This is a genomic window from Amycolatopsis sp. WAC 04197, assembly GCF_003947475.1.
In the GTDB taxonomy this organism is placed as follows: Bacteria; Actinomycetota; Actinomycetes; order Mycobacteriales; family Pseudonocardiaceae; genus Amycolatopsis; species Amycolatopsis japonica.
Genome location: NZ_QHJK01000015.1, coordinates 92,842 through 117,718 on the forward strand (window position 1 = coordinate 92,842; position 24,877 = coordinate 117,718).

The 24,877-nt window shown below is 70.4% G+C and carries 13 protein-coding genes; 3 read left to right on the top strand and 10 right to left on the bottom strand.

Annotation, left to right across the window (positions count from 1 at the left end):
• Positions 1 to 5 precede the first annotated feature (5 nt).
• Positions 6 to 371, top strand: a complete 366-nt coding sequence (locus DMC64_RS39150; protein ID WP_037348342.1) for a hypothetical protein — start codon at positions 6 to 8, stop codon at positions 369 to 371.
• Between the two features lie 135 nt (positions 372 to 506).
• Here the strand turns inward: DMC64_RS39150 and DMC64_RS39155 are convergent, their stop codons facing one another.
• Both DMC64_RS39155 and DMC64_RS39160 read right to left on the bottom strand, forming a co-directional pair.
• Positions 507 to 1,052: a GNAT family N-acetyltransferase gene (locus tag DMC64_RS39155; protein ID WP_125737631.1), complete on the bottom strand. Its 546-nt coding sequence runs from the start codon at positions 1,050 to 1,052 to the stop codon at positions 507 to 509.
• 29 nt (positions 1,053 to 1,081) lie between these two features.
• Entirely contained in the window at positions 1,082 to 2,173 is a 1,092-nt protein-coding gene (locus DMC64_RS39160; protein WP_125737632.1) for an FAD-dependent oxidoreductase, read from the bottom strand.
• A gap of 83 nt (positions 2,174 to 2,256) precedes the next feature.
• Here DMC64_RS39160 and DMC64_RS39165 point away from each other — a divergent pair, with 83 nt between their 5' ends.
• Positions 2,257 to 2,856 (top strand): TetR/AcrR family transcriptional regulator, encoded by a 600-nt coding sequence (locus tag DMC64_RS39165; RefSeq protein WP_037348347.1) that lies wholly within the window; start codon positions 2,257 to 2,259, stop codon positions 2,854 to 2,856.
• A 100-nt stretch (positions 2,857 to 2,956) separates the two neighbouring features.
• Here the strand turns inward: DMC64_RS39165 and DMC64_RS39170 are convergent, their stop codons facing one another.
• Together DMC64_RS39170 and DMC64_RS39175 are read right to left on the bottom strand one after the other, a co-directional pair.
• On the bottom strand, positions 2,957 to 4,294 hold the full coding sequence (locus tag DMC64_RS39170) for an MFS transporter (RefSeq protein ID WP_125737633.1): 1,338 nt from the start codon (positions 4,292 to 4,294) through the stop codon (positions 2,957 to 2,959).
• Positions 4,291 to 5,517: a M20 family metallopeptidase gene (locus DMC64_RS39175; protein ID WP_125737634.1), complete on the bottom strand. Its 1,227-nt coding sequence runs from the start codon at positions 5,515 to 5,517 to the stop codon at positions 4,291 to 4,293. Before DMC64_RS39175 ends, DMC64_RS39170 begins: the two co-directional genes overlap by 4 nt.
• Before the next feature lie 116 nt (positions 5,518 to 5,633).
• Between DMC64_RS39175 and DMC64_RS39180 the strand changes: the two genes are divergently transcribed.
• Positions 5,634 to 6,665 carry an Lrp/AsnC family transcriptional regulator gene (locus DMC64_RS39180; RefSeq protein ID WP_233629983.1) on the top strand — a complete coding sequence of 344 codons (1,032 nt, stop codon included), beginning with the start codon at positions 5,634 to 5,636 and terminating at the stop codon, positions 6,663 to 6,665.
• An 851-nt stretch (positions 6,666 to 7,516) separates the two neighbouring features.
• On the opposite strand, the gene DMC64_RS39185 is transcribed toward DMC64_RS39180, so the two are convergent.
• The 6 genes from DMC64_RS39185 to DMC64_RS39210 all read right to left on the bottom strand — a co-directional run bounded on the left by DMC64_RS39185 (position 7,517) and on the right by DMC64_RS39210 (position 24,874).
• On the bottom strand, positions 7,517 to 8,452 hold the full coding sequence (locus DMC64_RS39185; RefSeq protein ID WP_125737635.1) for a TauD/TfdA family dioxygenase: 936 nt from the start codon (positions 8,450 to 8,452) through the stop codon (positions 7,517 to 7,519).
• Positions 8,449 to 9,714, bottom strand: coding sequence for an ATP-grasp domain-containing protein (locus DMC64_RS39190; RefSeq protein ID WP_125737636.1), 1,266 nt, complete (start codon positions 9,712 to 9,714; stop codon positions 8,449 to 8,451). Before DMC64_RS39190 ends, DMC64_RS39185 begins: the two co-directional genes overlap by 4 nt.
• Positions 9,711 to 10,982, bottom strand: a complete 1,272-nt coding sequence (locus DMC64_RS39195; protein ID WP_125737637.1) for an ATP-grasp domain-containing protein — start codon at positions 10,980 to 10,982, stop codon at positions 9,711 to 9,713. The genes DMC64_RS39190 and DMC64_RS39195 overlap by 4 nt, the downstream gene beginning before the upstream one ends.
• The gene (locus DMC64_RS39200; protein ID WP_125737638.1) at positions 10,979 to 16,408 is read right to left on the bottom strand and encodes a non-ribosomal peptide synthetase/MFS transporter; all 5,430 of its coding nucleotides are present in this window, start codon (positions 16,406 to 16,408) and stop codon (positions 10,979 to 10,981) included. Before DMC64_RS39200 ends, DMC64_RS39195 begins: the two co-directional genes overlap by 4 nt.
• Positions 16,405 to 19,443: a non-ribosomal peptide synthetase gene (locus tag DMC64_RS39205; RefSeq protein WP_125737639.1), complete on the bottom strand. Its 3,039-nt coding sequence runs from the start codon at positions 19,441 to 19,443 to the stop codon at positions 16,405 to 16,407. The genes DMC64_RS39200 and DMC64_RS39205 overlap by 4 nt, the downstream gene beginning before the upstream one ends.
• Positions 19,444 to 19,561: 118 nt before the next feature.
• Positions 19,562 to 24,874, bottom strand: coding sequence for a type I polyketide synthase (locus tag DMC64_RS39210; RefSeq protein WP_125737640.1), 5,313 nt, complete (start codon positions 24,872 to 24,874; stop codon positions 19,562 to 19,564).
• Positions 24,875 to 24,877: the final 3 nt, after the last annotated feature.

Genomic DNA, 24,877 nt, shown 5'->3' on the forward strand with positions numbered 1-24,877 from the left:
GTCAAATGAAGAAGATCGGAGCGGCCGCGATCGTGGCCGGAACCGTGCTGGGCACCGCGATCACCGGAGCGGGCGTGGCCGACGCCGCCGGCGGCGCGGGACCGAAAGACTGCTACACGACCACGAGCTGCTCACTGGCGTCGGGATTCTTCCCCGGCGGCACCATCCACGTCGACATCGACGCGATCGGGGCGCCCGGCTCGCCCGACCACTGGTTCAAGTGGACGATCGGCAACTGCTCGGGCGGCGGCTACATCCACGCGCCGGCCAAGACGGAATCCTGCGTTCTGCCCGCGAGTTTCTACACGCTGACGACCGGTCCGCTGCAGTACCCGGTGAACTGGCGGATCGGCATCCGCTGGGACCACTGACCTGCCGGGTAGGTCCGGCCACTTGCGCGATGCCTCGACCAGCAACGCATGCTGGTCGAGGCATCGGCGGCCGCGCTCGGTGAGCGCGATCCGGTCACCGCAGTAGTGATCGGATCGCCCGGGCGCCCGACCGAGCTATCCGTCATTCGTAGGGCGCCAGACGCCGAACCACTGCTCGGCGTCGTACTCTTCGAACCGCTCCACCTCGATGAATCCCAGCTTCGCCGCGAGCCGCATCGAGGGATCGTTCGCAGTCTGCGTGCAGAGCACCACCGGTTCACTGGGAAGCGCGCCGGCGAACCACTCGAGCGCTGCCGCGCACGCCTCCGCGGCATACCCGCGTCCCCATGCCCGCGGCAGGAACAGGTAGCCGAGTTCGGTCTCCCCGGCGTCCGGGCGAACGTGCCCCGGACGCTCGGCATCGCGCTGATCGAGCGTGATCATGCCGATCATCGATCCGTCCAGTTCGACGACGAACAGTCCGAAGCGCCGGCCCGGCACCTCAGGACTTGTGCGTTCGAGCTCTTCACGGGGCCGAGGGCCACCGACGTAAGTACCCACCTCCGGCGAGGCGAACAGCTCGATGAACGCCGCTCGGTCGCGCGCCTCGGACTCACGGAGCAGGAGCCGCTCGGTCTTGATCGGGGCCGGTGGCCAGACGACGGATCCGCGCTCGGTCATAGCGGGCAAGCTAGCGCACGCCCATGCGGTCAGACGCTCCACCGCCAGGCGCGGGCCACGAGATTTCGGGTCGCCAAGCCGATTCCGGTCTTCGGCACGAGCATGGCCGCGGTCATCTTGGCAGTACGCCGCGCGGGCCCGACCCGGGCGCGGTGCTCGGCCTCGTACTGGCCGAAACCGGCGGACGACGCCGACGTCAGAGCGGCGGCGAGGGTGTACGCGCCGGCGATCGCGAGGCTGGAGCCTTCACCGAGCAGGGAAACACAGGAGGCCGCGTCACCCACCAAGGCGATCCGGCCGTGTGACCATGACGGGAGGTCGACGACACTGACCGCGTCGAAGAAGACGTCGTCGGCCTCCCGCAGGCGTTCGAGCAGCTCGGGGACCCGCCATCCCGCATCGCCGTACGCCGCGGTGACGATCCGCTTGTGCCGGGCCGTGTCCCGATGGTCCACATTCTCGGCCTGGGCACGGAAGATGAACGCGACGCCGCCGTTGTCCCGCGACGGGTGAACAGCGACCAGCCTGCCCGGGGTGTTGTGGAGGAGGACTTCCCCGGGGTGGTCGACCGGGCCGCCGAACGACGTGGTGGCGACAAAGATCCCTGTGGGGCGCACGAAAGAACGCTCGGCCCCGAAGATGAGCCGCCGGACCGCGGAGTGCAGGCCGTCCGCGCCGATCACGAAGCCGAAGCGCCGGGGTGAGGCCCGGTCGAAGGTGACGTCGACGCCGTGCTCGTCTTGGCGCAACCCGACGATCGTGTCGTCGAACAGGAACTCGGCGTCGCCACGGACCGCCTCGTGCAGCACGGTGACGAGATCGGATCGAGGGACTTCGAGCTCCTCCCCCTTGCCCGCGGACAGGCCGACAGTGGCGATCCGACGGCCGTCTCCGCCGAGCAGACACACCCTTTTCGCACTCGTCGCGACGTCGCGTAGACGGCCTACGACGCCCATGGCCTGGACAACCGGCAGCGCGGGCCCACGAACGTCGACCGGGTTACCGCTGGACCGCATGCCCGGGGCCCGCTCGACGACAGTGACCTTGAAACCGTTACGTGCCAACCAATAGGCGAGCGTCGAGCCGGCGACTCCGGCGCCGCAGATCAACACGGTCTCCATACCGGACGACGGTATCAGCAGTGAGTGCAAATCGGCAATGACTGCATGTTTGCACTCACTGCCGCCCCGCGTATGCTCCCCGCATGTCCCTCCGTGATCGAAAGCGAGCCCGTACACGCCAAGCGCTGATCGACGCGGCGACGGAACTCTTCGAGCGCAAGGGCTACGACGAGACGACGATCGCCGACATCACGGCGGCCGCGGAGATCGGCGCGCGCACGTTCTTCAGCTACTTCGCCAGCAAGGAAGAGCTGCTGTTCCCGGACGCCGACGAGCGCGTACAGGCCGCCATCGACGCCATCGCCACTCGCGGACCGGCCGAAGGCCCGGCCGAGGTCCTGCTGCGAGCCCTGAGCCAGGTCACCGCGACCAGTGACGAACTGGTCAGCCCCCTGGCGGCGTTGCGGCTCCGGATGATCCAGACCGTGCCCGCCGTCCGCGGCCGTGCGCTTCAGGAACAGCTGGCCGCGCAACGAGAAATCGCGAAACATCTGGCGGCCGCGTTCCCGGACCGGATCGACCCGGTGGGTGCGGCGGCGCTGACGGGGGCGTTCGTCGGCGCGGTCACCGGCGCCCTTCAGGCCCTGCTCGACGACACCGACGGAACGGACCCCGCCACACTGCAGGCCGCGATGAGGACCGCGACCGAAGTCGCGCTCGCGCCCTGGCGACGATCGCCATGACCGGACACAGTCGCCCCAGTGTCGTGCGCCTGGCACGGGTGAAGGGCGCTTTACCCGCATCGCATGCGGTGAAAGACCCCTTCACCCGCCCCGAGTCCGCTCAGGCGACGGTCCTCGCCTCGACGTCCACGTTCGTCTTCTCGTGCAGGTCGACACCCCGCGTTTCCGGGAGGGTGAAGACGACCAAGGCGCTGATGACCATCAGCACCATGCCGTAGACGACGAACAGCGACGGGTGGCCGTTCTTGGCGAGGAGCGTCTGCAGGTACGGCGCGGTACCACCGAAGGCCGCGACCGCGATCGAGTACGGCACGCCGACGCCGATGGTGCGGATCCGGGTCGGGAAGATCTCCGCGTAGACCGCCGGGCCGATGGACGAGAACCCGGCCATGAAGACCAAGGCGATCGACATCGCCAAGAACAACTGCCAGGCCTGGTCGCCGACCATCGCGTTCAGCGGGAAGCTCAGCACCAGCAGACCCACGATCGCGATGAACAGCACCGGTTTCCTGCCGATGCGGTCGGACAGCCTTCCCCACAACGGCAAGGCGATCAGGAAGATCACGTTCGCGAACACGCCCGCCCACAGCGCGCCGGTCGGGTCGACGCCGCGCACGGTGATCGCGTACGACGGCGCGGCGACGGCCCACATGTAGTAAATGACCGTGGCGCCGACGGTCAGGCCGACGACCTGCACGAGCAGTTTCGGGTTCTGCTTGATCGTCTGCCAGATCCGGCCCTTCTCGGCCTTCTTCCCGGCGGCTTCGTCCTTGGCCGACTCGGCGAGGAAGACGCCGGTCTCCCGCATGCGCAGCCGCATGTAAAGCGAGTAGAGCCCGAAGACGCCACCGATCACGAACGGGATCCGCCAGCCGAAGGAGAGCATCTGATCGTGGCTCAGCACCCCGGAGAGGACCGCGCCCAGCAGCGTACCGGCGAGCACGCCGCATGTTCCGGAGAAATAGATCAGGCTCGACCACAGCCCGCGACGGCCGGCCGGCGCGACCTCGGCGATGTAGGTCTGCGCCGAAGGCAGTTCACCGCCGTGCGCGAGGCCTTGGCCCAGCCGTGCCACCACGAGGATCACCGACGCCCACACGCCGATTTGGCCGTACGTGGGGGAAAAGCCGATGACGAGGCTGCCACCGGCGGCGATCGCGACCGTCAGCGTCATCGACAACTGACGGCCCTTGCGGTCGGCGATCCAGCCGAAGACCAAGCCGCCGAGGGGCCGGGCGGCGAAACCGACCGCGAAGACCGCCAAGGTGCTCAGCAGCGCCGAAACCTCGTCGTGTGCGTTGAAGAACTGCGCGGCGAAGAACGAGGCGAAGGTCGCGTAGATGTTCCAGTCGAACCATTCCATCGCGTTGCCCGCGCCGAGGCCGAACAGGGTGCGGCGGCGGTCCGGGATGGTGGCGGTGCCCGCGGTCGCGCTCATCGGGTGGCTCCTTCGGCGAAGCGGTCGAGACGGCGGACGGCGAGTTCGGCGTAGACGGTGGCGGCCCTGGCCAGCACGGACGGGTCGAAGTCGGCGTACGGGCTGTGGTTGTTGGGCGCGGTGTCAGGTTCGAGGCCGGGCATCAGCGCACCGAGACCGAGGAACGTGCCCGGCACTTCGGCAAGCACCCGGGAGAAGTCCTCGGATCCGGCCACCGGATTGGGCAGTTCGGTGTAGTACTGCTCCCCGATCGTTTCGCGGACGACCTCGGCGCCGAACGCGGTCTCGTCGACGTCGGTGACGGTGACCGGGTACTCGCTTTCGAACACGACGTCGGCGGTGACGCCGTGCGCCCGCGCGACGCCGTCGATCGTCTCGCGGATCGCCGTGTCGAGCAGCGCGCCGGCGGCGTCCGAGAAACAGCGGACGGTGGCCTCGAAATCGGCGGTGGCGGGGATGACGTTGCGTTTGGTGCCGCCGCGGATGACGCCGACCGTGATCACCGCCGGGTCGAAGATGTCCAGCCGCCGGGTGACCATCGTCTGCAGCGCGGTGATCATGGCCGCGGTGGCGGAGATCGGATCCTTGGCGCGGTGCGGCATCGACCCGTGGCCGCCTTCGCCGTGCACGGTGACGAGCAGCCGGTACGACGCGGACATCAGCGTCCCGGGACGGCTGGCGAACTGCCCGCTGGGCAGCATCGACGAGAAGACGTGCAACCCGTAGGCCGCGTCGGCGCGCCTGCCCGCGGCGTCGAGCACGCCTTCCCGGAGCATCACGCCGGCGCCGTCCCAGCCCTCCTCTCCGGGCTGGAACATCAGGACGACGTCGCCGTTGAGGCGGTCGCGGTGGGTGTGCAGCAGCCGGGCCGCGCCGACCAGCGACGTGGTGTGCAGATCGTGGCCGCAGGCGTGCATCGCGCCGTTGGTGGCGGCGAAGTCCAGGCCGGTCGCTTCGGCCACCGGGAGTGCGTCCATGTCCGCACGCAGCAGGACCGTCCGCGGCCGGGCCGAATCCCTGGCCGTACCCTCGCCGCGCAGCACCGCGGTCACCGAGGTCGTGTCGGTCCCGGTGGAGACCTCCAGGCCGAGCCCGTCGAGTTCACGCAGGACCCGCTCCTGCGTGCGGGGCAGGTCGAGACCGATCTCGGGCTCGCGGTGCAGGTCGCGCCGCAACCGGACCAGCTCGTCCTGCAGGCTTCGAGCGTCGTCGTGAAGGTCCACCGGTCGATCTCCTCTGCGTCGGACGTCGGCGTCTTGGTCGTCGAGTGTGCGAATCCACGTCCGATATCGGGCTAGAATTGTCGGAATCGCTCAACCATCAACCCCTGGAAGCGCAAATGGTGATCGGTTCGCTGGATGAGGAGGACTTTTCGCTCATTCACGCTCTGCAACTGCGGCCCCGCGCCTCCTGGGCGCAGCTGGGCGAGGCCCTCGGCTCGTCACCGGCGACGCTGACGCGGCGGTGGGAGCGGCTGCGCGACGGCGGCGGAGCCTGGGTGACGGCCTATCCGCGTGTGCCGGGACGGTCCCGGATCCAGGCCGCGTACGTCGAGATCCGCTGCGCGAGCGGCCAGGTGCGGGCACTGATCCGCGAGCTGTCCACCTGGCCGTCGGTGGTCAGCATCGAGGAGGCTTCGCGCGAGTACAGCCTGGTGCTGACGGTGTTCGGCCTCGGCATGCACGACCTGTCGACGCTGCTGCTGGACGCGATCCCCGGGCTTCCCGGTGTGCTCAACATCCGTTCGCACCTGGTGTCGCGCTTGCACGTCGAAGGCAGCTCGTGGCGGGTGGGCGCGCTGGACCGGGGGCGCGTACAGGCGTTGTCCCAGCTGCCGCTGTCCGGTGGCGCGGGTGGACGGCAGACGGCGATGCGGCCGTGGCAGGAGCCGTACGCCTCACTGACCGCCGCGCTGGGCGAGGACGGCCGCCGCACCGCCGCCGACCTGGCCCGGCTCACCGGCCGTCCGGTGTCGACCGTCCGGCGGCAGCTCGGCCACCTGATCGCCGCGGACGCGCTGACGTTCCGGTGCGAGATCGCGCAGGGGCTCACCCCGTCGCCGATCGTCGTCAACTGGTGGTGCCAGGTGCCCGTCGCGCATGTGCCGACCTGTGTCGACCGGCTGCGGGCGAACCCGGCCATCCGCCAGATCGCGAGCCTGCCCGGCCCGGCGAATCTGCTGGTGACCACGTGGATGCGCTCGATCGAGGAATCGATGCGGATGCAGGAACATCTGGAGCAGGACTTGGCCCCGCTGTCGATCGTCGACTCGGCGCTGATCCTGCGGACGGCGAAACGGATGGGATGGCTGCTGGACGATCTGGGGCGCAGCACGGGTTTCGTCGTCACCATGCCCGCGCGCCGGGAGTGACGTTATTGCGGCGAATGTGGCGTGTCGCGAAAGCGACTTTCGCGACGTCTGATGTCCCGAAAGTGGCTTTCGCGACGTCAATGGCCAAGGCGATTTTCGGTCGACGTCGACCACCGAGCAACTGTCCACAAGGGACATTCCGCACCGGCCGACCGCCCGATTCATGCCCGTATGCGCGATTCCACATGGGGGTCGTGAGTGATAAAGAGGGTTAGAACGATCATTACCACTCACGACCCCGCGCAAAGCGCCCAAACCGGGCGCCCCGACGAGAACAAGCGTCCCTTGTGGACAGTTGCCGAACGTCCCGAAAGTGGCTTTCGCGACGTCAATGACCAAGACGGTTTTCGATCGACGTCGACCGCCGCACAACTGTCCACAAGGGACATTCCGCACCGGCCGACTGCCCGATTAATGCCCGTATGCGCGATTCCACATGGGGGTCGTGAGTGATAAAGAGGGTTAGAACGATCATTACCACTCACGACCCCGCGCAAAGCGCCCAAACCGGGCACCCTGACGAGGGCTAGCGTCCCTTGTGGACAGTTGCCGAACGTCCCGAAAGTGGCTTTCGCGACGTCAATGACCAAGGCGATTTTCGGTCGACGTCGACCACCGCGCAACTGTCCACGAGGGACATTCCGCACCGGCCGACTGCCCGATTAATGCCTGCATGCACGATTCCACGGGGGGTCGTGAGTGATAAAGAGGGTTAGAACGATCATTACCACTCACGACCCCGCGCAAAGCGCCCAAACCGGGCACCCTGGCGAGAACTTGCGTCCCTTGTGGACAGTTGCCGACTGTCCCGAAAGTGGCTTTCGCGACACGAGGCGCGACCGCCGCAAGGGTCAGGTCATCGCGACCAGAGTCCGCCGCTTACCCGTGAACGGCTCCCGCCCGTGCGCCATCAGCATGTTGTTGATCACCATGATGTCACCCGGCTGCCACGGGAACGCGTAGCTGACCTCGTCATAGGCCGCCTTGATCGCGTCCAGGTCCGCCTGCGGGATCGGCGAGCCGTCGGCGAAGAAAGCGTTGCGGGGCAGGTCTTCCACGGGGTACAGCTCCAGCAGCGCCTCGCTGACCTCCTCCCCCAGGCTCGAAACGTGGAACAGGTTGGCCTGGTTGAACCACACCATCCCGCCGGTGTGCGGCTCCTCGACGAACGACGGGCGCACATGCCGCGTGCGCAAGCCTTCTTCGGTCCATTCGAACGTCTGGCCGTTGGCGGTGCAGTAGTCCTCCACCGCCTGCCGATCTTCGGTCTGGAACGCCTCCTGCCAGCTAAGCCCGAGGCCTTCGCGGAACGCCCGCGTGTAGGTGACGCCGCCCGCGAAGCGCTCGCGCAGGTCTTCCGGCAGCAGCCGGTACATCGCGCGGCTGTCGGCGATCGGGGTCGCGCCACCGGTTTCGGCCGCGATGTCGCACAGGAAGAACAGGCGGTCCGGCCAGTGCGCCGAGTACGAGCTCTCGTTGTGCATCGGGATCGACTCGGCGGGCGGGTACTCCGTCGAGGTGTAGATGTTGCCGGAGACCGCCGAGCGCGGCGTCGACCGTTCCGTGTAGGTCAGCAGCGAGCCGCCGATCTCCTCGGTGACCTGGTTGAACACCGTCAGGTCGGCGGGCATCCCGCGCAGCAGGATCGCGCCGTGCTCGCGCAGCCGCTCCTGCAGCGTTTCGCGGTGCGCGCGCACCCAGTCCAGGCCCGTGGCCGCGTACACGGTGAGCTTCGTGTGGTCGTTGCCCTCGATGTGCCCGAGGTTCGCCGTGAGTTCGGCGGTCATGACTCCTCCAGTTCGAATCGGATCAGCTTGGCGGCCTCGGCGTGCAGCGCGGCGAGGTCTTCGGTGTCGGCGAACCCCGCGGCGAGCACGTTCACCGCGTAGATCTCCTGGTCGTCGGTGAGCAGCTGGCCGGGGCGCACGATCGTGACCACCTCCAGGACCTCGGGCAGATCGGCGACCTCGTCGGTGCCCTCGACGCGGACCAGCCGCCCGGTGCCCTCGGCGTAGAAGATGAGGTAGCCCACCGGCACCGGCAGTCCCACGCCGCGCTTGGGCGGCGGCGTGCCCAGGGCCAGTGACACGGCTTCGGCGATGACGTCGATGCCGGTCGCGAGCTTCAGCAGCACCGGCTGGGCGCCGCCTGCCGGGCGGCCCGCGTTCACCTCGACGATCGTCGGGCCGAGTTCGGCGTCGTCGATCAGCTCCAGATGAGCGCAGGTGTTGTCCAGGCCCAGCGCGAGCGCGGCGGCCGTCGCCGCCGCGAACAGCCGTTCGGTGTCCTTTTCGGACAGTTCGAGCGGCGGGCAGACCATGCCCAGCTCGAACTTGCGTTCGTCGATCAGCGGTTTCTCCACCACGGCCACCGGTTCCGCGACGCCGTCGCGCACCAGGACGTCGACCGCGTACTCCGGCCCTCGCAGCAGGCCTTCCACGAGGAACACCTTCAGCGGGTCGATCGATCCGACGAGCCGGTGGTACCTGGCGTCCTCCGACAGCGGCAACCGCTCGGCCAGCAGCCGGTACGCGGCCGCAAGCTCGTCCACTGTGGACACCGTGCGGACGAGATTGCTCGCCGCGCCGTTCACCGGTTTGACGATCGCCGGGAGCCCGACCGCCTCGGCCACCGACGCCGCCTCGGACTCTGCCGAGATCAGCGCGCAGCGCGGACCGGGCAGCCCGGCCTCGGCCAGCGTCTGCCGGACCGCGAACTTGTTGTGCGCCAAGGTGAACACCGACGCCGGGCAGCGAGCGACGCCCAGCAGTTCGGCCGCGCGGGCGACGCTCGCGACGATCCCTTCGGCGGCGGTCACCACTCCGGCGGGAAGCGGGGTCCGTGCCCGGATCGCCGCGGCCACGGATTCCGCGTCACGGACGTCGCCGACGACGATGAAGCCGTCCACCACTTCCGCCAGCTGCGCGAGCTCGGCCGGTTCCAGGGGCTCGGTGACCACCTCGGCCCGCAGGCCGGTCGCCCGCACGGCGGCCACGACGTCGGTGATCCACTGTCCGGCGGTTTCCCGGACCACGAACGCGGTGTTCACACATCCTCCAGTTCCAGCTGGACGAGCTTGCTCGCCTCCGCGTGCAGGGCGGCGAGATCGTCGTGATCGGCGAACCCGGCCACGACGAGGTTGACCGCGTAGGTCTCCTGTTCGTCGGTGAGCACCTGTCCCGGCGAGACGGTGGTGACGACGTCGATCACCTCGGGCAGGTCGGCGATCTCGTCCAGCCCGCCGATCCTCGTCAACCGGCCCGAACCGGCGGCGTAGAGGATCAGCATCCCCAGCGGGATCGGCAGTTTCGCGGGTTCCCGCGCCGGCGGCGGAGCGCCGACCGCGAGCGCGGCCAGTTCGGCGAACACGTCGATGCCGGTGCGCAGCTTCGCCAGCAGCGGCATGATCGAACCGGCGGGCCTGCCCGCGTTGACCTCGACGATCGTCGGGCCGCGGTCGACGTCGTCGATCAGCTCGACGTGGGCGCAGGTGTTGTCGAGGCCCAGCGCGCGGACGGCGGCGACGGCCGCCGCGGTGACCAGTTCGGCCCGGTCGTCGGCGAGCCCGGCCGGCGGGCACGACAGCGCCAGCTCGAACTTCCGCTCGTCGATCAGCGGTTTGTCGAGGATTTCGACCGGTTCGGCCACTCCGTCACGGACGAGCACGTCCACCGCGTACTCCGGGCCGCTCAGGAACCCTTCCACGAGGAACGTCTTCGCGGGATCGAGTGTCCCTAGTGGACGGTGATAGCGTGGATCCGCGGACTCGGGCAAACGCGCGGCCAGCAGCTCGTACGCGGCGGCCAGCTCGTCCACAGTGGACACGGTGCGGACGAGGTTGCTGCCCGCGCCGTTGACCGGTTTGACGATCGCCGGGAACCCGACCGCCGCGGCGACCGACTCCGCCTCGGCGGCCGAGGAGATCAGGGCGTACGCGGGTCCGGGCAGCCCGGCCGCGGCGAGGGCCTCCCGGACGGCGAACTTGTTCGCGCACAAGGCGAACACCGACGCCGGGCACCGCGCCACCCCGAGCAGTTCCGCGGCGTGCGCGGTGCTCGCGATGGCGCCGTCCGAGCCGGTGAAGATCCCGGCCAGCGCGCCGCCGTCGATCTCCCGGACCTTCGCCGCGACGGCTTCCGGGTCGTGGACGTCGTCGAGCGCGACGACGTCGTCCACCACGCCTTCCAGTGCGGCACGCTCGGCCGCGTCCATCGGCGGGGCGAGCAGCACCACGCGGTGCCCGGCCGCCCGCATCGACGGCGCGACCTCGCCGACCCAGTGCCCGCGGGCCTCCCTGACCAGCACTGCCGTACTCATGCGGCCTCCTTCCCGGCGAGCTTGCGCTCCCGTTCCTGTGCCCCCACGAGATCGTCGGGCAGCGAATCGGGTACCTCGGTGTCGAACCGGCGCAGCCGCCGCAGCGAGAACCCGCCCAGGTTGATCAGCAGCAGGATCAGCGCGAAGACGACGTAGGCGAGCCCGATCCCTCGCGTCTCGCCGGTGCCGAGCACGGCGCCGACCGACCCGGTCAGCGCACCACCCGGCGCCAGCAGCGGCGAGAACCAGCCGACCGCCAGCGGTGCCAGCACGGCGAACCCGATCGGCAGCGTCGACCAGGTGATCGTCTGGTTGATCGCGAACACCCGGCCGTGGAACCGCTGCGGCACCTTGACCTGCACGAGCGTCGCGTAGATGCCCTGCGACACGGCCATCGCGGCGGCCAGGAGGAACACCCCGGCCGCGACGACGATCAGCGACGGGCGGAGGCCCATCACCAGGCTGCCGAGCGCGATCCCGACGTTGCCGGCGAGCACGCCGACCATCCGTCGCTGCCGCGGACCGCCCCACAGCGCCATCCCGATACCGCCGGCCACCGCGCCAAGAGCCTCGGCGAGCGCCACCTGCGCGACGTCGGTGACCGAACCGAACGACAGCACGAGCGGCGAGACGAGCACCAGCGCCGGGGCGAGGAAGACGTTCGCCAGCGCGAAGTACAGCAGCATCGTGCGGAAACCGCGGTGGTTCCACGAGTACCGGAGCCCGCCCGCGATCGCCGTCAGCAGCGGCTCGCGCGGGCGCCAGCCCATCATGTCCGGGAACCGCACCAGCAGCAGGCCCACGATCGCGAACACGTAGCTCGCCATGTCCAGGATCAGGATGCCGGACAGTTCGATCGCCGCCAGCAGCCCGGCGGCGAGCACCGGCATCAGCAGCTGGGCGAACCCGTTGGACAGCTGCGCGAGGCCCATCGCGTGACCGAGGTACTGCTTCGGCACCAGCTGCGCCACCGACGACTGATAGGCGATGCGCTGGAACGAGGAGGCCACCGACCCGAGCGGGATCAGCACGTAGAACAACCACAGCTGAACATGCCCGGTGACCAGCAGCAACGCCAGTATCAGCTGGATCCCGCCCGCGAGACCGCTGGCCGCGATCATGATCCGCCGACGGTCACCACGGTCGACCAGCGCGCCCGCCACCGGCAGGACGAGCACGCCGAACAGCAGCGCGAGCGCCCACAGCAGACCGAGGTCGGCGACCGAGCCCGTGCGGGTGTAGAGCCAGATCGGCACCGCGAACGACGTCAGCGCCGAGCCGGTCGAGGACACCAGCTGCCCGATCGTGATCGTGACGAACCGGCCCATACTCGGCCGCACCGCGGGTTTGTCGTCCACGACCGCCCGATGGGTCTCGTGCACCGCCCAGGCCGCGTCCTCGCCGCGGACCCGGACATCGAGCTCGCCGGGATCGTCCAGCGCCGGATGCACCCGCGTGACGATCTCCGCGAGTTCCTCCGCGCGGTAACGCAGGAAGAAGTGCCCGGCCTGGTCGAGCACCACGAGCGCGGTGGTGTCGGTGAGGAACTCCCATTCCCGGTACCGCTCGGCGTAGTAGTCGGTGACCGGATCTTCGGAGCCGACGACCGACACGATCGGCGCGCGCAGTTTGGCCACGCGGGCGTCGAGCAGGCCGCTGAAGTACTCCTCGGCGGCGCGGCTGTCGGCGCGCATGTTCGTGATGATCCGGTCGGCCTGCGCCGGATCGAGGTCGTCGGTGTCGACGCCCATACCCTTGAGCCAGTTCGAGTAGTACCGGTTGCTGCGCAGCTTCTCCAGCCGGGTGCGCAGCGTGCCCACCGCGCCCTTCATCCGGGCGAACGGGAAGATCGCGCCGATGTAGACGACCTCCAGCTCGCGGCCGCGCTCTTCGAGCAACCGGGCGACGGCGACGGCGAGCGCGTTGCCGACACCGCAGTGACCGTAGATGGCCAGCGGGCCGTCGATGCGGTCCAGGATCTCGCCCGCCAGCCGCTCGACCAGGTCGTCGAAGGGCAGAGCCTCTTCGGACAGCCCGACGTCGTGGCCGGGGATGGCGACCGAGTAGAGCGAATAACCCTCCGGGAGCGCGTCGGCCAAGGGCTGGTAGACGATCGCGCTGCCGCCGCCGTAGGGGAAGCAGACGTAGGTCAGCGTCCGCTGCTTGGCCGGTTTGGTCAGCTCGTACAGCAGGTGCCGCGGCCGGTCGGCGTCGTCACCGTCCATGAAGGACGCCAGTTCGCGGATTGTGCGGTGCTGGAACAGGTCCATGACACCGACCTGGCCCGCGCCCGCCTTGCCGATCCGCGCCACCACCTGGGTGGCCAGCATCGAATGGCCGCCGAGGTCGAAGAAATCGTCGTCGACACCGAGCTCGTCCACCTTGAGCACGTCCCGCCAGATTTCGGCCAGCAGGGCCTCGATCGGGGTCGACGGCGCGACCAGTTCTTTCGTCGCGTCCCGGGACGCGACCGGCGCGGGCAGTGCCTTGCGGTCGAGTTTGCCGTTCGGCGTGAGCGGCAGCTCGTCGAGGGCGACGAACGACGGCGGGACCATGTAGTCCGGCAGGCTCTGCTTGAGCGCCGTCCGCAGCGTGCCGGGCTCGGCGTCGCCGACGACGTACCCGACCAGCCGCTTGTCCCCCGGCGTGTCCTCGCGGACGATCACCGCGGCGTCGCGAACACCCGGCTGGGCGCGCAGGGTCGTCTCGATCTCCCCCAGCTCGATGCGGAGGCCGCGCAGTTTGACCTGGTGGTCGATCCGGCCGAGGAACGCGATCGTCCCGTCCGGGCGCCAATGCGCGAGGTCGCCCGTGCGGTACATCCGTCCACTGTGGAACGGATCGGGCACGAACCGCTCGGCCGTCAGTTCCGGGCGGTTGTGGTAGCCCAGTGCCAGGCCGACGCCGGCGATGTGCAGCTCGCCGGGCACGCCGACCGGGCAGGGCCGCCCGGCACGGTCGAGCACGTAGATCCGGATGTTCTGGATCGGCGCCCCGATCGGCACCGACGCGACGTCGGCGAGCGCGGCGGGGGTGCAGTGCCAGGAGGTGACGTCGATAGCGGCTTCGGTCGGGCCGTAGAGGTTGTGCAGCTCGCAGCCCGGCAGCCGCCGGGTGAACTCGCGCGCGGCGTCGAGCGGCAGTTCCTCGCCGCTGCACACCACCCGCCGCAACGCCGTGCAGCTCTCGACGCCTTGTTCGGCAAGGAAAAGCGTGAGCATCGACGGCACGAAGTGCGCGGTGGTGACGCTTTCCGATGCGAGCAGCTCACGCAGGTACGCGGCGTCCTTGTGGCCGCCCGGTTCGGCGAGCACGAGCCGCGCGCCGGTGATCAGCGGCCAGAAGAACTCCCAGACCGACACGTCGAAACCGGCCGGTGTCTTCTGCAGTACCGAATCGGTGCCGTCGAGGCGGTACGCGCGCTGCATCCAGTCGAGCCGGTTGACGATGCCGCGGTGACCGTTGGGCACGCCCTTCGGCTGCCCGGTCGAGCCCGAGGTGTAGATGACGTACGCCGGGTCTTCCGGTCCGGCGAGGGCTTCGGGCGGGGTGCCCGGCTCCCCGGCAAGGTCGTCAGGAGCGTCCAGGACGACGACGGTCGCATCCCCCGGCGGCAGCGTTTCGCGCAACGCAGCCTGCGTCAGCACGACGGGCGCGGCCGCGTCCCGCAGCATGAACGCCAGCCGGTCGGCCGGATACTCCGGGTCGAGCGGGACGTACGCGCCACCGGCTTTCAGCACCCCGAGAAGCGCGACGACCAGCTCGAACGACCGTTCCGCGAACACACCGGTGAGCACGCCCGGCCCGACCCCGAGCCCGCGCAGCCGGTGCGCGAGCCGGTTGGCCCGCTCGTCCAGCTCGCGGTAGGTCAGCGACGCGCCTCGGAAGGTCACGGCGGGTGCGTCCGGCGTCCGGGCGGTCTGCTCCTCGACGAGCGCGTGCAGCGTGGTCTGCGGGAACTCGGTGGTGGTGTCGTTCCAGCGCTCCAGGACGAGTTCACGCTGCGCGTCGTCGAGGATGTCCACTTCGGACAGCCGCCGGCCCGGGTCGGCGACGATCGAACGTAGCAGCGTGACCAGCCGCCCGGCCATCCCCTCGACCGTGTCGGCGGTGAACAGCGCGGTGTTGTACACGAGCTTGCCGATCAGCCCGCGTTCGAGCTCGATCGCGTGGAATTCGAAGTCGAACCGGGTCGCGGGCAGATCCATCGGCAGCCAGCGGAAGTCCACTTCGGACTCGCCCGCCTCGCCCATCCGGCCCATTTCGTAGTTCTGAAGCACGAACATCGCCTGGAACACCGGCGAGCGGCTGACGTCGCGAGGTACGCCGAGCGCGTTGACCAGCCGCTCGAACGGGACGTCAGCGTGCTCGAACGCGTCCAGCACGTGCCGGCGGGTGCGTTCGAGCAGTTCGGCGAACGTCGGATCGTCCGCCAGCTGGGCACGCAGCGGCAGCATGTTGATGAACATGCCCGCCACGCCCTCCAGTTCGGGCAGGCCACGCCCGGCCGAAGACGAGCCGATCGCGAAGTCCTCCTGGCCGGAGTACCGCGAAAGCAGCACTTGGTAGGCGGCCAGCAGGGTCATGAAGAGGGTGACCCCGTGCTCGCGGCTGAGGTCGCCGAGGGCGCGGGTGAGATCGCGCTCGACGAAGAACTCGTGGATCGCGCCGTCGAAGCTCTGCTTGGCGGGCCGGGGCCGGTCGGTGGGCAGCTCCAGTGGCTCGACCCCGGCGAGCTGCGCCTTCCAGTGCTCCAGCTGCCGGTCGAGTTCGCCGCCGGTGAGCGTGCGGCGCTGCCAGTGCGCGAAGTCGCCGTACCCGATGCTCAGCGCGGGCAGCTCGGCCGTGCCGCCGGTGCTCAGGGCGTGGTACTGCGCGGCGAGGTCACGCAGCAACAGGTCGACCGACCAGCCGTCGCCCACGATGTGATGCGTGCACAAGACCAGCAGGTGGTCCTCGTCGGACACCCGGGCCAGTGTCGCCCGCAGCAGCGGCCCCGTGGCCAGGTCGAACGTCTCGGCCGCGGCGGCGTCGACGGCCGCACGGGCCGCTTCTTCACTGCCAGAATCCACAATGGACAAATCAACGGTGACCGAGGTTTCGATGTGGACGGTCGGCTGCCCGTCGTCCCCTTCCGGGAACCGCATCCGCAGCGCCTCGTGCCGCGCGGGCAGCGTGTCCAAAGCGGACTGGAGCGCGGTGACGTCGAGCCTGCCGGTCAGCCGGATCGGCACCGGGATGTGGTACGACCCGGTGCCCGGCGCGAACTGCTCCATGAACCAGACGCGTTCCTGCTGATACGACAGCGGGACGACGGCATCGGCGGGGCGCGGCGTGATGGTCGCGGCCGGTTCCGCTCGCCGCCGCAGCCGCCGTTCGAGCAGGGCGCGGCGCGCGGCCGCACTGGTTTCGTCGATCGCGGTCATGAGTTCCCGCCTTCGGCCAGCTGACGCTGGACCTCTTCGTCACTGAGCTGGTCGAGGTCTTCCTCGAGGCGCCGCTCGATCTCGGCGGCGAGCGCGGCGACGGTGGTGAGGGTGAACAGCCCCCGCACCGGGATGTCGACCTCGATCTGCTTGCGGAGCCGGGCCATCGCGCGGATCGCCAGCAGCGAATTGCCGCCACGGGCGAAGAAATCGTCGTGCGCGCCGAGATCGTCGATGCCGAGCAGCTCCCCGAGCACCTCGGCGACGAGCTCTTCGGCCGCGGTCCGGGGCGCGACGTACGCCGCTGCCTCATCGGGTTCGGGATCCGGCAGCGCGGCCCGGTCGAGTTTGCCGCTGGCCGCCATCGGCAGCGCGTCGAGTGCCACGAACCGGGTCGGCACCAGGTACTCCGGCAGCGTCTTCCGTAGTGCTTCGGCCGCGCCGTCGGTGCTGCCGACTACGTAGCCGACGAGCGTGTCGCCGCGGACCGCCACGGCCGCGTCCCGCACCTCCGGCAGTTCGCGCAGCGCCGCTTCGACCTCGCCGGGCTCGATCCGGTAGCCGCGCAGCTTCACCTGCTCGTCGGCGCGGCCGAGGTAGTCGAGCGAGCCGTCGCGACGCCAGCGGACGAGGTCACCGGTCGCGTACATCCGGCTGGACAGTCCCTCGATGAACTTCTCCGCGGTCAGGTCCGGCAGACCGAGGTAGCCGCGGGCGAGCTGCGACCCGGCGACGTACAGCTCACCCGGGACGCCCGGCGGCACCGGCTGCCCCCGCTCGTCGAGCACGTACGCGCGGGTGCCGGGCACCGGACGACCGATCGAAACGGGTCCGGACGGCAGCGCGTCCCCGGGTTCGATCCGGTGCACGACGCAGCCGACCGTGGCCTCGGTCGGGCCGTACTCGTTGACGACGAGCGTGCCCGGGTGGCGCTCCCGCCACGGCTGGACGGTCTCGGCGGTCAGCGCTTCGCCACCGAGCACCAGCTCACCTGTCGGGAACAGCTCCTCGGCGAGGATGGCGAGATGGGTCGGGGTCGCTTTGACGAACGTCGGGCGGCCGCCGTCGACGACCGCGCCCCCGGCGGTGAGGGTGCCGAGCAGCGTCGTCACCGTGAGGTCGAACGACGGCGACGTGTGCAGCAACGCCCGTCCGGCCAGACCGGGGTACGCCTCTCGCGCCCATGCCAGATACGTGTCGACGGCCCGGTGCTCGACCTCGACGCCCTTGGGCCGCCCGGTCGAGCCCGACGTGTAGATCACGTAGGCGACGTCGCCCGGTCCAGCCGCCGGTTCCGGGTCTTCGGTGGCAGCGGCGGACCATTCGGCCGGATCGTCCAGGGCCAGGGTCTTGGTGTCCAAAGTGGACTCGCCGGTGACCAGCACGAACGGGACACCCGCGTCGGCGAGGATCAGCGCCTGCCGGGGAGCCGGGTTGGCCGGGTCGAGCGGGACGTAGGCCGCGCCGCTCTTCAGCACGCCGAGCACGCCGGTCAGCAGATCCGGCGAGTTCGGCACGCAGACGCCGACGACGGTGCCGGGACCGGCGCCCAGCTCACGCAGCCGGTGTGCGACGCGGTTGGCCCGCGTGTTCAGCTCGGCGTACGTCAGGCGGACCCCGCCGAAGTCGACGGCGGGCGCGTCCGGGGTCCGTCGCGCCTGTTCCTCGAACCGGGCGTGCACCGTCTTGGTGTCCGGAGTGGACAGTTCCGTCGGGTTCCACCCGGTCAGGACCAGCTCGCGCTCGGCGTCCGACAGCAGCGGCAGATCCGCGACCGACCCGGCCGGATCGGCCAGCGCCGCGGTGAGCAACCGCACGTACCGCTCGGCGATGGCTTCGGCGGTCTCGCGGTCGAACAGGTCGGTGCGGTAGACGAGCCTGCCGTCCACCGAGGTCAGGTCGATCGCGATGTCGTCCTTCGCGGTGGCCGACCGGATCGGCTCCAGCCCCGAGTCGGGCAGGAAGTTGAAACCGAGCTGGTACAGCGCCTGCACGCCGGGATCGCGTTCGGCCCCGACCGCCTCGGCGACCGCCTGGAACGGCACCTGGCTGTGGTCGATCGCCTCCAGCAGCGTGGTCCGGACCCGGCCGACCAGCTCGGTGAACGCGGGCGCGCCCGAGCAGTCGATCCGCACGGCCATCTGGTTGACGAACATGCCGATCAGGTCGGCCAGCTCCGGCAGGTCGCGACCGGCGACCGGGATGCCGACGACGATGTCGTCCACTCGGGACAGTCGCGAAAGGAGTGCCGCGTAACCGGCCAGCAGCACCATGAACGGCGACGCCGACAGCTCCCGGCTCAGCTCGCCGACCCGGTCGATCAAACCCTCGGGGAGGGTGAAGTGCACCTGATCACCGGCGAACGTCAGCTCCGACGGCCGCGGCCGGTCGGTGGGCAGACCGTGCACCGGCGGCAATCCGGCGAGCTGCTTGCGCCAGTAGTCCAGCTGTTCGCTCGACGTTTCGAGCTGCCCGCGCTGCCAGGCCGAGAAGTCCGGATACTGGATGGCCAGCTCGGGGAGCTTCGGCTCACGACCCTCGAACACGGCGTCACACGCCTCGCCCAGCTCCGTGCCCAGGACCAGCACCGAACCGGCGTCGAACACGGTGTGGTGCACGACGAACGTGAGCACCCACTCGTCGTCGGCCGTCCGGCACACCTGGGCCCGCCACGGCGGCGGCGAGTCGAGCGGGATGGCCCCGCGCGAAACCTCGCCGACGAGTTCGGCGAGCCGGGCTTCACGGGCGTCGGCGGGCAGGTCCCGCAGGTCGTGCACCTCGGGCTCGATCGGCACCTCGGCGTGCACCACCTGCATGAGCGCGCCGCCCTCCATGCGGAACGACGTGCGCAGCGCCTCGTGCCGTCCGACGATGACGCCGAGCGCGGCCCGCCACTGCTCCGCGGTCAGCGGCCGGTCGAGCCGGGCCTGGCAGTGCAGGTTGTACACCGGGGACGCCGGGTCGAGCTGGCCGGACAGCCAGATCCGCTCCTGCCCGAACGAGGCCGGGAACGTCCATTCCTTCGTGTCGCTCATGATTTCCTGTTCTCAGTGTCTGGTGGCGTGGGCAAGAGGTCCGTGAAGGCCTCCTTGAAGGACTCTGGGTCCCTCAAGGAGGCCTTCACGGACTTGGCACCGCATCCGCCAACGGGCTCTAGCGCTCGAGCTTGGGGATGGTGGTCCGGGCGGACTCGGCGGGAGCCTCGGCCTTGCCGGCGCGCAGTTCCTCGATGCGCTCTGCCAAGGTGGCCACTGTGGACGCTTCGAACAGCGTCTTCATCGCCAGCCGCGTGCCGGTGGCCTTGCGCACCTGGGCGATGAGCTGGATCGCGACCAGCGAGTTGCCGCCGAGGGCGAAGAAGTCGTCGTGCACGCCGATCTTCTCCACGCCGAGCAGCTCGGTCCACTGCCGGGCGATCTCCGCCTCCAGCTCGGTGCGCGGGGCGACGTAGTCGTCCTCCGACACCACCACCGCCGTCTCGCCGGGTTCCTCCAGCTCCTCGGCACTGACCTGACGTTCGATCAGCTCCCGCACCGGCAGCGTGGTGATCACCACGTGCCCGCCGAGGCCGGGGGCCAGCGCCCGGACGAACGCCTCGGCGCCGTCCACCGGCCGGATCCCGGTCGACGTCCCCGCGGTGTCCACAGTGGACGCAGAAGTCAGGCCACCGCCGACGGCTTCCTGATCGACCTGGCGCAGCACGAAATCCTCGATCGTGACGAGCACTCGGCCGGTCTCGTCGCACAGCGAGAGGTCGGCCGCCACCACCTGGTCGCCGCCCGTGTCGCGGTAGCGCAGGTGACTCCGGAAACTCGCCGGAAGCGCGTCGTGCACGACGATCCGGCCGTAACTCATCGGTAGATAGGTACCGCTCCCCCGGCCGCGGCCGAACGCGGTCGCGACGTCCAGCAGTGCCGGGTGCAGCCCCCACGCGCCGACATCACCCGACGCCGCCTCGGGCGCCGTGATCGTGGCCAGCTCCTCCTGGGCGCCGATGCGGTGTTCGCGCAACGCCGCCCAGCGCGGGCCGAAGGTGACCATGCTGGTGCGGCCGGTGCCGAAGCCGTGCCCGTCGTCGATCGGCTCGGTCCGGCCGGTCACCGCCGCGATGTCCACAGTGGACGTCGGCTCGGCCGGGACCCATCCGGCGGATCCGCGCACGTGGGTCCGGCTCGCGCCGGCGACGTGGCTGGTCACGGTGAAGTCGTCACCGTCGAACTCCACGCGGTACTCCGCGGTGGAGACGTCCGGGACGCCGAACGGCTCCAGGAAGGCGACGTCCCGCAGCTCGACGACGTAGCCGTCACCGGGCTTCGGCAGCGCCGCGGCCACCGCCGCGCGGACGGTCTCCAGATGTCCCGTGCCCGGGACCACCGGCACCCCGGCGATCCGGTGCTCGTCGAGCAGCCAGTGCGTGGCCGCCGAGACGAGCCCGTGCGCGCCGTCCTCGGTACGCGTGGTGAGCACAGGGTGCTCGACCGGGCCGAGTGCCCGCGACCGGGTGGTGCGGATCGTCGTCGGCGCGGCCACCTCCGCGGCCATGCCGACCTCGTCCCAGCCACCCCAGGCGTGCGACACCAGCCGCGCCTGCCAGCCGTGGCCTCCCCGCGCGTAGGCGTCGAGGAAGTTGTTGGCGGCGCAGTAGTCGACCTGCCCGATGCCGCCCACCGCCGCGGTGATCGACGAGCACAGCGCGACGAAGTCCATCGGCAGGTCGGCGAACGCCTCGGCCAGCGCCAGTGTTCCGGCGATCTTCGGGGCCAGCACGGCCTCGGCCGCCGCCCGCTCCTTCACCTCGGCGACGCCGCCGCCAGGCAACCCGGCGGCGTGCACGATCCCGTCGAGACCGCCGAACTCGCGCTCGGCCAGCTCACGCACCTCGCGCAGCCGCGCCGCGTCGGTGACATCGGCGGCGACGACGTGCACCACCGCGCCCGCGGCCTCCATCCGCCGCACGGCGAGCATCGCGCGCCCGGCGCGATCGGTGCCGCCGTGCGCGGCGAGGTGCGCGTCCCACTCCGCCCTCGGCGGCAGCCCGGCGCGGGTGAGCAGCACGAGCTTCGCCCGCACCCGGCGGGCGAGATCCTCGGCGAGCGTGATGCCGATACCGCCGATCCCGCCCGTGATCAGGTACCGGCCGCCGTCGCGCAGCACCGGTTCGGCGGCCTCGGGCAGGGCGAGTTGCGTGTAGTCCAGCACCCAGCGACGGCCGGCCCGCAGCGCGACCTCGGCCGCCGCGTCGGCCGGGCGGAACAGCTCGGCGATGGCGTCCTGCACACGATCGGTGTCGATCCGGCGCACCACCGTGCCCGGCACCTCCAGCGGCACCACCCGCGCGATACCGGCGAGGGTCGCGTGCTCGGGGCGGGTCAGATCGGTACCGGTGACGTCGGCGGTGCCGGTGCTCAGCACGTCGATCCGCACCGGCTCACCCCACGCCTGAACAAGATTGAGCACGCTGAAGAAACCGCGGTCCTGGGCGGCCATACCGCGCTCGTCCCCGGCCAGCGTCCAGGCGTGGACGACCCGCTCGGGCCGGGCGGGCAGCGCGGCCACGAGCGCGTCGTAGTCCTCGCGCACCCCGGGCCGGACGGTGAATCCGGTCTCCGTCGCGGCGAAGCCGTCGCCAGGACGCACCTCGGTGACCGTCACCCCCGCGTCGCGCAACAGACCGGGCAGGGCGTCGTCGGCGGCGAAGACGAGCGCGCTCGCGAAGGGCTCGCGTCTCAGCTCCGGTTCCGCCTGCCGCCACGCCGGGACCGCGAACCACTCGGACAACGGCAGCGGACCGGTCGACCGCACGGGCTGGGTCGCCGTCGCCGGGTCCGGGTCGACCCAGTACCGCTTGCGCGCGTACGGATAGCCGGGCAGCGGGACCCGGTTCCCCGGAGCACCGAACGTCCGTGGTTCCAGGGAAACCCCGTTCGTCCACAAGAGACCGGCCGCGCCGTACAGCGTTTCGACGTCACCGATGCGCTCGGTACGGCCCGGCAGGCTCGGCTGCGGCGCGGGCATGCCCTTCGGCACCTGACCGCGGGACAGTCCGGACAGCTGATGCCCCGGTCCGCATTCGACGAGCGCCCAGCGCCCACCGCGCGCGAACAGGTTCTTGACGCAGTCGCCGAACCGGACGGCCTGACGCAGGTGCGAGGCCCAGTAGGCGGGGTCGGTGGCCTGGGCGTCGGTGATCCAGTCGCCGGTGACGTTCGACAGGAACGGCCGCGCGGGCGCGGTGCGGGTGACGGCGGTGACGGCCGCGGTGAACTCGGCGAGGATCGGGTCCATCATCGGCGAGTGGAACGCGTGCGAGGTCACCAGTTCGCGGCACTGCACGCCGCTGGCCTTGAGCGTCGCCGCGAACTCCGCGACCGCGTCCGACGGCCCGGCCACGACACACGTGCCGGGTCCGTTCACGCCGGCGATCGCGAGGGTGTCCGGAAGCCTTGAGGCGACGCTTTCCTCGTCGAGCTGGACGGCCAGCATCGCCCCGGCGGGCATCGACTGCATCAGGCGGCCGCGCGTGGCGACCAGGTTCAGCGCGTCCGGCAGGGTGAAGACCCCGGCGACGGTGGCGGCGACGTACTCGCCGACCGAATGGCCGATCATCGCCGCGGGCCGCACTCCCCAGCTCTGCCACAGTTTCGCCAGCGCGTACTCGACGACGAACAGCGCGGGCTGGGTCACGCGGGTTTCCCGCAGTGCCTGCTCGCCACCGGGCCGGAAGATCAGGTCGCGCAGCTCCGGCAGCTCGGTTTCGAGCAGCCGCAGGCATTCGTCGACGGCCGCGGCGAACACCGGCTCGGCGTCGTACAGCTCGGCGCCCATCCCGGCGTACTGGGAACCCTGCCCGGGGAAGAGGAACGCGACGTTCGTTTCCCCCGCCTGTGCGGACACGAGGCGCCGGGAGTCGCGCAGCCCGTCGACCGCGTCCTCCGGGTCACGGGCGACGACGACCGCGCGGTGCGGGTACTCGGTGCGCCCGGCGGCCAGGGTGTACGCCACATCGGCGAGGTCGAGGTCGACGTCCCCGGCCAGCCGGTCGGCGAGCTGGTCGACCGCGGCCGAGAGCGCTTCCGTGGTGTTGGCCGAAATCCGCAGCAGATGCGCGGGATGTGGCGTCCGGGACCGCTGCGGGCGGGGCGCCTCCTCCAGCACGACGTGCGCGTTGGTCCCGCCGACGCCGAACGAGCTGACGCCCGCCCGCCGCGGCACCCGGTCCGCCTCCCACTTCGTCACCTCGCGGGCCGGATAGAACGGGCTCGCCGGGAAGTCGATACCGGGGTTGGGTTCGTGGTAGTTGATGGTCGGCGGGATCAGCCCGTGCTCCATGACGAGCACGGCCTTGATCAGCGAGACCACGCCCGCCGCCTGCGAAAGGTGGCCGATGTTGGACTTCACCGAGCCGATCGCGCACCAGCCGGTGTCCTCGATCCCGTTCCCGTACACAGTGGACAGTGCGGTGACCTCGATCGGGTCGCCCAGCGCGGTGCCGGTGCCGTGCGCCTCGACGTAGCCGATGGTGCGCGGATCCACACCGGCCATGCCGACCGCCTGCGCGACCGCTTCGGTCTGCCCGGACACGCTGGGCGCGGAGAAACCGACCTTGGTGGCGCCGTCGTTGTTGATCGCGTTGCCCAGCACGACACCCCGGATGTGGTCGCCGTCCTCGATCGCCTGCGACAGCCGCTTCACCAGCACGACCCCGACGCCGCTGCTCCAGACCGTGCCGTTGGCGTCCGCGTCGAACGCGCGCACGTGGCCGTCCGGCGAGGTGAAACCGTCGACACCCATGTAGCCGATGCCGTGCGGCATCTCCACGTTGACCCCGCCTGCCAGCGCCATGTCGCACTCGCCGTTGCGCAGCGCCTCGCAGGCGAGGTGCACCGCGACCAGGGACGTCGAGCAGGCGGTGAACACCGCGAGGCTCGGGCCGCGCAGGTTGAGCTTGTACGACACCGAAGTCGTCAGATAGCTCGGCTGGTTGCCGGTCGAGATGCCGATCCCGCCGTGCTGCGAGGCGAGGAGCCGCTCGTTGCGCAGCAGGTTCTCCGTCAGGTAGCCGGTGCCCCCGGACCCGCCGTAGACGCCGATCGCGCCGTCGAAGCGGGCCGGGTCGTAGCCCGCGTCGGTCAGCGCGGCGTGGCACGACTGGAGGAACAGCCGATGCTGCGGGTCGGTGATCTCGGCTTCACGGCTGGTCATGCCGAACAGTTCCGCGTCGAACTCGTCGAAGCCGTCGACCACGGCGGTGGCGTTCACCCAGCTCGGATCGTCCACTGTGTCCGGTGCGGCGCCGCGGGCGATCATCTCCTCGCGGGTGGCGGGCACGATCGACTCGACGCCGTCGACGAGGTTGCGCCAGAACTGCCGCGCGTCACGCGCGCCGGGCACGCGCACGTCGAGTCCGACGATCGCGATGGGTTCGGCTCCGGGATCGCCGGTGCCGGTTTCGGGGAGGTGGGTCACGGT

Excerpts from the sequence above, each read along its gene's own strand:
- DMC64_RS39150 (WP_037348342.1), top strand. The coding sequence starts at position 6 with ATGAAGAAGATCGGAGCGGCCGCGATCGTGGCCGGAACCGTGCTGGGC.
- DMC64_RS39155 (WP_125737631.1), bottom strand. The coding sequence starts at position 1,052 with ATGACCGAGCGCGGATCCGTCGTCTGGCCACCGGCCCCGATCAAGACC.
- DMC64_RS39160 (WP_125737632.1), bottom strand. The coding sequence starts at position 2,173 with ATGGAGACCGTGTTGATCTGCGGCGCCGGAGTCGCCGGCTCGACGCTC.
- DMC64_RS39165 (WP_037348347.1), top strand. The coding sequence starts at position 2,257 with ATGTCCCTCCGTGATCGAAAGCGAGCCCGTACACGCCAAGCGCTGATC.
- DMC64_RS39170 (WP_125737633.1), bottom strand. The coding sequence starts at position 4,294 with ATGAGCGCGACCGCGGGCACCGCCACCATCCCGGACCGCCGCCGCACC.
- DMC64_RS39180 (WP_233629983.1), top strand. The coding sequence starts at position 5,634 with ATGGTGATCGGTTCGCTGGATGAGGAGGACTTTTCGCTCATTCACGCT.
- DMC64_RS39185 (WP_125737635.1), bottom strand. The coding sequence starts at position 8,452 with ATGACCGCCGAACTCACGGCGAACCTCGGGCACATCGAGGGCAACGAC.
- DMC64_RS39195 (WP_125737637.1), bottom strand. The coding sequence starts at position 10,982 with ATGAGTACGGCAGTGCTGGTCAGGGAGGCCCGCGGGCACTGGGTCGGC.
- DMC64_RS39200 (WP_125737638.1), bottom strand. The coding sequence starts at position 16,408 with ATGACCGCGATCGACGAAACCAGTGCGGCCGCGCGCCGCGCCCTGCTC.
- DMC64_RS39205 (WP_125737639.1), bottom strand. The coding sequence starts at position 19,443 with ATGAGCGACACGAAGGAATGGACGTTCCCGGCCTCGTTCGGGCAGGAG.